We start from the raw sequence: 7,112 nt of genomic DNA, 5'->3' as shown, positions 1-7,112 counted from the left end.
GGTCGTGGGGGCGGCGGTGGTGGCGGCCACGGCGGTGTTTCGGGAGCGGTTTCGGGGGGCGGCTTCGGGGCCTTTTCCGCCTCAGTGCCGGGGCCGAAAAGCGGCGCTGAGGGGAACTCGGGGGAAACGGGAAGCGTTGTGAGAGTAAGGGCCCGAAAGGGTCTGCGGAGCTGGAGGTACGCACCGGTAGGGGGTGCCGACACCCCTGGGGTCGAGCTATGTTCGGTTGTGAGGAACGGCGAACGCTATGTCTTCAATGCCGGATAAGAGTCTTCGGGGGCCTGTCACCGTCCCCGAAATCGGTGGGGTGGCGATCTTGTCGGCTGGGGAGGAGGAGGTGAAAGCCGCGGCGCCGCGACTCGGACGACCCCCGAGTGCGCGGTGATGCAGCAGACGCAGTGCCGGACGGGCCCCCTCCCGTGGAGAAGGCGGCTCAGCCGGTCTCAGGGCAAAAGGGATGCGCTCCGCACGGGTGCGGAGCGATCCGGGAACGGAGTTCTGCGTGGACATCGTCGTCAAGGGCCGCAAGACCGAGGTGCCCGAGCGCTTCCGCAAGCACGTGACCGAGAAGCTGAAGCTGGACAAGATCCAGAAGATCGACGCCAAGGTGATCAGCCTCGACGTCGAGGTGTCCAAGGAACACAATCCCCGTCAGGCCGACCGCTGCGACCGAGTGGAGATCACGCTCCGCTCCCGTGGGCCCGTGATCCGGGCGGAAGCCGCGGCGGCCGATCCGTACGCGGCGCTCGACGCGGCAACCGCCAGGCTCGAGGCGCAGCTGCGCAAGCGGGCCGACAAGAGCCGGGTGCACCGGGGCGGCCGGACGCCGACGAGCGTCGCCGCCGCCACAGCCCCGCTCGCCGCGCGCCTGAACGGCGAACCCGCGGCGGAGGACGTCCTCGACGAGGGCGTGCCCACCAAGAAGATCGGCTCGCTCGAGGTCCAGGGCGAAGGCCCGCTGGTGGTCCGGGAGAAGACCCACGCCGCCGCGGCCATGACCCTCGACCAGGCGCTCTACGAGATGGAGCTGGTCGGGCACGACTTCTATCTGTTCGTCGACTCCGACACCAAGCAGCCGAGCGTGGTCTACCGTCGGCATGCCTACGACTACGGCGTGATCCACCTGGAGGCCGACCCGATGGTCGCCGAGGCGCCACACGGCGCGGGCGGAGCGCTCGGCGGCTGACCCGGTCCGCCGATCGCTGACCCGCGACACTGGCCGAAACAACACTGACCGAAAAGCTGACCAAAAACCGCCGCCGACGTGCGGTGGAAAGGTGCCTCCGGGAGCGTTTGCGCGCCCCTGGAGGCACCAGTCCGCAGCAACGGCATCACCGCTCCGCGGCCCGGGCATGGAATCATGGCGAGGCAGCCAACCCACGCTCGGTGGAGACCGGTTGGCCCGGTACGCATCCAGGGGCCATGGCCTTCATGGGGGAGGAACGATGGCGGACAGCTTCGGGCCCGCGCCCGATGAGGAAGACGAGGGCGTTGACGGCCCCGGCGCGCACGCCGGTCCGTCGCGCAAGGAACCCATCAGGGTCCTCGTGGTGGACGATCACGCCCTGTTCCGCCGAGGCCTGGAGATCGTCCTGGCGCAGGAGGAGGACATCCAGGTCATCGGCGAGGCCGGGGACGGTGCCGAGGCGGTGGACAAGGCCGCCGACCTGCTGCCCGACATCGTGCTGATGGATGTGCGGATGCCCAAGCGCGGCGGCATCGAGGCCTGTACATCCATCAAGGAGGTGGCCCCCAGCGCGAAGATCATCATGCTGACGATCAGCGACGAGGAGGCCGACCTCTACGAGGCGATCAAGGCCGGGGCCACCGGCTACCTCCTGAAGGAGATCTCCACCGACGAGGTGGCCACCGCGATCCGGGCGGTCGCGGACGGGCAGTCCCAGATCAGCCCCTCGATGGCGTCCAAGCTCCTCACCGAGTTCAAGTCGATGATCCAGCGGACCGACGAGCGGCGCCTGGTCCCCGCGCCCCGGCTCACCGACCGCGAGCTGGAGGTCCTCAAGCTCGTCGCCACGGGGATGAACAACCGGGACATCGCCAAGGAGTTGTTCATCAGCGAGAACACCGTGAAGAACCACGTCCGCAACATCCTGGAGAAGCTGCAGCTGCACTCCCGGATGGAGGCCGTGGTCTACGCGATGCGCGAGAAGATCCTCGACCTCGAGATCAGATAGCGAGTTCCGCGGCCAGCGCGGCGGCGAACTCGGGCCGCTCGACCCGCTCGACCCGTACCGCGTCGCACCCCACCCACGAGGCCGCCTCCCACAGGGCCCGCGCCATCGGCCGTACCGCCGCGCGCCCCTCCAGGGACACCTGCCGGGCCACCAGCGTGCTCCCCTCCCGGGCCGGATCCACCCGGCCCACCAGCCGCCCGCCGGACAGCAGCGGCATCGCGAAGTAGCCGTGCACCCGCTTCGGCCTCGGCACGTAGGCCTCCAGGCGGTGCGTGAAGCCGAAGACGCGCTCCGTGCGCGCCCGGTCCCAGATCAGCGAGTCGAACGGGGACAGCAGCGCCGTACGGTGCCTGCCGCGCACCTCCCCGGCCAGCGCCTCCGGATCGGCCCACGCGGGCTTGCCCCAGCCCTCGACCGCCACCGGCACCAGCCCCGAGTCCGCGATCGCCGCGTCGACCTGCTCGCCCTTGAGGCGGTGGTAGTCCGCGATGTCCGCGCGTGTGCCGACCCCCAGCGACTGCCCGGCGAGCCGGACGAGCCGCCGCAGGCACTCGGTGTCGGCCAGGTCGTCGTGCAGCAGCGCGCCGGGCACCGCGCGCTCGGCCAGGTCGTACACCCGTTTCCAGCCGCGCCGCTCGGTGCACACCACGTCCCCGTACATCAGGGCCCGCTCGACGGCGACCTTCGCCTCCGACCAGTCCCACCAGGGGCCACCGTTCTTGGCGCCGCCCAGGTCGGTGGCCGTCAGCGGACCCTCGGCGCGCAGCTGCTTGATCACGGCCTCGTACGCGCCGTCCGCCAGCCCGTGGTTCCAGTGCGGGCGGGAGCGGTAGGCGCGGCGGCGGAAGGCGAAGTGCGGCCACTCCTCGATGGGCAGGATGCAGGCGGCGTGCGACCAGTACTCGAAGGAGTGCGGCGCCGGATCCGCGACCTCAGCATCCGCCGGGGTCCAGTACGCGGCCTCGACCGCCGCGCGGCCCACCGCGCCGAGCCGGGCGTATGCCACCAGCTCGTGGGAGCGGGCGAGCACCGAGATGGTGTCGAGCTGCACGGCCCCGAGGTGCCGGAGCACCCCGCGCACGCCCGCACGCCGGTCGGGCGCGCCCAGCAGTCCCTGGGCGCGGAGGGCTATGCGCCGGGCCTCGTCGGCGCTCAGTTCTGCCGCCGGGGCGGGCACCGGACCTGTCGGACCTGGCCTTGTCGTCATGTGGCGCACCCTAGACCCGGCCACTGACAACGACCCGGCCACTGACAACCGGGCCCCGGACGAGATCGTTCAGAAATCCGGTGCGGATCCGGGCACGATCCGCGGCGCCTCACCGTTGTCCTTACGAGTGACAGCGGCTCTTCGTACCGACGGACCTCCCGGCGCGGCCCGGTCCTGACTTACGATGGCCGTTGCGGCGGGGCCTGACCCCTGCTGTGCCCGCGCACCGACGGTGCCAGGCCCGACCGGCAAGGAGACCAACCTAAGTGTCCGTCTTCAACAAGCTCATGCGTGCAGGCGAAGGCAAGATCCTGCGCAAGCTGCACCGCATCGCGGGCCAGGTCAACTCCATCGAAGAGGACTTCGTCAACCTCTCCGACGCCGAGCTGCGGGCGCTCACCGACGAGTACAAGGAGCGGTACGCCGACGGTGAGAGCCTGGACGACCTGCTCCCCGAGGCGTTCGCCACCGTCCGAGAGGCCGCCAAGCGCGTGCTCGGCCAGCGCCACTACGACGTCCAGCTGATGGGCGGCGCGGCCCTGCACCTCGGCTATGTCGCCGAGATGCGCACCGGTGAGGGCAAGACCCTCGTCGGCACGCTGCCCACCTACCTCAACGCGCTGTCCGGCAAGGGCGTCCACCTGATCACGGTGAACGACTACCTCGCCGAGCGCGACTCCGAGTGGATGGGCCGGGTGCACAAGTTCCTCGGCCTCGAGGTCGGCTGCATCCTCGCCAACATGACCCCGGCCCAGCGCCGCGAGCAGTACGCGTGCGACATCACGTACGGCACCAACAACGAGTTCGGCTTCGACTACCTGCGCGACAACATGGCCTGGTCGAAGGACGAACTCGTCCAGCGCGGACACAACTTCGCGGTCGTCGACGAGGTCGACTCGATCCTCGTGGACGAGGCCCGTACGCCGCTGATCATCTCCGGCCCCGCGGACCAGGCCACCAAGTGGTACGCGGACTTCGCCAAGCTGGTGACCCGCCTGACCAAGGGCGAGGCGGCCAACCCGCAGAAGAGCCAGGACGAGACCGGCGACTACGAGGTCGATGAGAAGAAGCGCACCGTCGCCATCCACGAGTCCGGCGTCTCCAAGGTCGAGGACTGGCTGGGCATCGACAACCTCTACGAGTCGGTGAACACCCCGCTCGTCGGCTACCTCAACAACGCCATCAAGGCCAAGGAGCTCTTCAAGCGCGACAAGGACTACGTCGTCATGGACGGCGAGGTCATGATCGTCGACGAGCACACCGGCCGTATCCTCGCCGGCCGCCGCTACAACGAGGGCATGCACCAGGCCATCGAGGCGAAGGAGGGCGTGGAGATCAAGGACGAGAACCAGACGCTCGCCACGATCACCCTCCAGAACTTCTTCCGCCTCTACGACAAGCTCTCCGGCATGACCGGTACGGCCATGACCGAGGCCGCCGAGTTCCACCAGATCTACAAGCTCGGCGTGGTCCCGATCCCGACCCACCGCGACGTCGCCCGCGTGGACCAGTCCGATCTGATCTACCGCACCGAGCCCGCGAAGTTCGACGCGGTCGTGGACGACATCGTCGAGAAGCACGCCAAGGGCCAGCCGGTCCTGGTCGGCACCACCTCGGTCGAGAAGTCCGAGTACCTCTCGAACCAGCTCACCAAGCGCGGCGTCCCGCACGAGGTCCTCAACGCCAAGCAGCACGACCGCGAGGCGCAGATCGTGGCCCAGGCGGGCCGCAAGGGCGCGGTCACGGTCGCCACGAACATGGCCGGCCGCGGTACGGACATCAAGCTCGGCGGCAACCCGGACGACATCGCCGAGGCCGAGCTGCGCCAGCGCGGCCTGGACCCGCTCGACCACCCGGAGCAGTGGGCCGCGGCCCTGCCCGATGCCCTGGAGAAGGCCGAGTCGGCGGTCAAGGCCGAGCACGACGAGGTCAAGGACCTCGGCGGGCTCTACGTGCTGGGCACCGAGCGGCACGAGTCGCGCCGCATCGACAACCAGCTGCGCGGCCGCTCCGGCCGTCAGGGCGACCCCGGCGAGTCCCGGTTCTACCTGTCCCTGGGCGACGACCTGATGCGGCTGTTCAAGGCGCAGATGGTCGAGCGTGTGATGGCGATGGCCAACGTGCCCGACGACGTGCCGATCGAGAACAAGATGGTCACCCGCGCCATCGCCTCCGCCCAGTCGCAGGTCGAGCAGCAGAACTTCGAGACCCGCAAGAACGTCCTGAAGTACGACGAGGTCCTCAACCGGCAGCGCGAGGTCATCTACGCCGAGCGCCGCCGCGTCCTGGAGGGCGAGGACCTGCACGAGCAGATCCGGCACTTCATGGACGACACCATCGACGCCTACATCGACGCGGAGACCGTCGAGGGCTTCGCCGAGGAGTGGGACCTGGACCGGCTGTGGGGCGCCTTCAAGCAGCTCTACCCGGTGAAGGTCACCACCGAGGAGCTGGAGGACGCGGCGGGGGACCGTGCCGGGATCACCGCCGAGTTCATCGCCGAGTCCATCAAGGACGACGTCCACGAGCAGTACGACGAGCGCGAGAAGCAGCTCGGCTCGGAGATCATGCGCGAGCTGGAGCGGCGCGTGGTGCTGTCGGTCCTGGACCGCAAGTGGCGCGAGCACCTCTACGAGATGGACTACCTCCAGGAGGGCATCGGCCTGCGCGCGATGGCCCAGAAGGACCCGCTGGTCGAGTACCAGCGCGAGGGCTTCGACATGTTCACGGCCATGATGGAGGGCATCAAGGAGGAGTCCGTCGGCTACCTGTTCAACCTGGAGGTCCAGGTCGAGCAGCAGGTCGAGGAGGTTCCGGTCACGGAGCCCGCCGAGAAGACCTCGCTGGAGAAGGAGCCGGAGGAGGCCGGGGTGCCGGCCGCGTCCATGGGTCGGCCGGAGATCCGGGCCAAGGGCCTGGAGGCCCCGCAGCGGCCGGACCGGCTGCACTTCACCGCCCCCAAGGTGGACGGCGAGGGCGGCATCGTCGAGGGCGACTTCACCACGGACGACGGTGGGCCGCGGTCCGAGGCCGACGGGATGACCCGGGCCGAGCGCCGGAAGGCGCAGAAGGCCGGGGGGCGGCGGCGCAAGAAGTAGGCCGAGGAAGTAGGCGGTTCCCGGCAGTAGCCGGGACCGGCCGTAGGGCCGCGGGCCGGGTGGGACACGGGGTGTCCTGCCCGGCCCGCGGCATGTTCGTCTGCGGTCTGCGGTCTGCGGTCTGGCGGCGGGCTCGGCGGTTGCTGCGGTCGGAGTGGCCTGTGATTGGCCTGGGTGTCCCGGGTGTCCCTGGTGGCCCGGGTGGTTGAGGGGCTTCCTCAGCCCAGCTCGATGGCCGAGCAGCGCCATCGGTTGTCCTGGGCCTGCTCCAGGCGGAAGGCCAGGGCGCGGAGGCGGTCGCCGTAGCGGATACGGGCGAAGGCCTCGATCACGCGGGGTTCGGGCCGGTACTCGTCGCAGCGGGCCACGACCGGGGCCACGCGCTCGGCGCCGGGCGGGCCCAGCGGGATCGGCGGTGCCAGCCGCACCAGCTGGTCGTACGCGGCGCCGACGGTGTGGCCCAGCATCCAGTGAACCGGCTTGCGGCCGCTGAGGACCAGGAGGAGGCGCTGGGCGAACCAGTGGCGGGGTTCGGCCAGTTGATGCTGGCGGGTGGTGATGGCTCCCGTCGCGCCTGGGCCGTTGGCCCGGCCCGCCGCGCCGCCGACCCGG

At 70.0% G+C, this 7,112-nt stretch carries 5 protein-coding genes; 3 read left to right on the top strand and 2 right to left on the bottom strand.

What is annotated here, in order from left to right:
• The first annotated feature begins 502 nt into the window (after positions 1-502).
• Together hpf and AOK16_RS13440 are read left to right on the top strand one after the other, a co-directional pair.
• Complete coding sequence (gene hpf, locus AOK16_RS13445) at positions 503-1,186, top strand: ribosome hibernation-promoting factor, HPF/YfiA family (protein WP_055472501.1); 684 nt, start codon at positions 503-505, stop codon at positions 1,184-1,186.
• A 259-nt stretch (positions 1,187-1,445) separates the two neighbouring features.
• The gene (locus AOK16_RS13440) at positions 1,446-2,195 is read left to right on the top strand and encodes a response regulator (protein WP_055472500.1); all 750 of its coding nucleotides are present in this window, start codon (positions 1,446-1,448) and stop codon (positions 2,193-2,195) included.
• On the opposite strand, the gene AOK16_RS13435 is transcribed toward AOK16_RS13440, so the two are convergent.
• Entirely contained in the window at positions 2,188-3,402 is a 1,215-nt protein-coding gene (locus AOK16_RS13435) for a winged helix-turn-helix domain-containing protein (RefSeq protein WP_055472499.1), read from the bottom strand. The two genes, AOK16_RS13440 and AOK16_RS13435, sit on opposite strands and share 8 nt — an antisense overlap.
• Positions 3,403-3,668: 266 nt before the next feature.
• Here AOK16_RS13435 and secA point away from each other — a divergent pair, with 266 nt between their 5' ends.
• On the top strand, positions 3,669-6,500 hold the full coding sequence (gene secA, locus AOK16_RS13430; RefSeq protein ID WP_055472498.1) for a preprotein translocase subunit SecA: 2,832 nt from the start codon (positions 3,669-3,671) through the stop codon (positions 6,498-6,500).
• 218 nt (positions 6,501-6,718) lie between these two features.
• On the opposite strand, the gene AOK16_RS13425 is transcribed toward secA, so the two are convergent.
• Positions 6,719-7,112, bottom strand: a 394-nt coding sequence (locus tag AOK16_RS13425; RefSeq protein WP_240483551.1) for an Rv3235 family protein, incomplete at its 5' end; no start/stop codon positions are given.

Source organism: Streptomyces pathocidini (assembly GCF_001418495.1).
In the GTDB taxonomy this organism is placed as follows: domain Bacteria; phylum Actinomycetota; class Actinomycetes; order Streptomycetales; family Streptomycetaceae; genus Streptomyces; species Streptomyces pathocidini.
The sequence above is the reverse complement of the archived record's forward strand: the minus strand, read 5'-3'. Positions and strand labels throughout refer to the sequence as shown.